1 rRNA gene is annotated in these 215 nt (G+C 49.8%); it reads left to right on the top strand.

The window, feature by feature from the left end:
- Nucleotides 1-56 precede the first annotated feature (56 nt).
- Nucleotides 57-172 (top strand): 5S ribosomal RNA (rrf, locus tag PMM47T1_RS28570).
- Nucleotides 173-215: the final 43 nt, after the last annotated feature.

Here is a 215-nt window from a genome sequence, read left to right as displayed (position 1 = left end):
CTATCACATACCCGATTCGCTGGAGTGTCTAACAAGACCTTCTGGCTACAGAATTTCTTGACGACCATAGAGCATTGGAACCACCTGATCCCATCCCGAACTCAGCAGTGAAACGATGCATCGCCGATGGTAGTGTGGGGTTTCCCCATGTGAGAGTAGGTCATCGTCAAGATTAAATTCCGAAACCCCCACTTGCGAAAGCAGGTGGGGGTTTT

This window comes from Pseudomonas sp. M47T1 (assembly GCF_000263855.1).
In the GTDB taxonomy this organism is placed as follows: domain Bacteria; phylum Pseudomonadota; class Gammaproteobacteria; order Pseudomonadales; family Pseudomonadaceae; genus Aquipseudomonas.
This window is presented reverse-complemented; position numbering and strand designations above follow the sequence as displayed.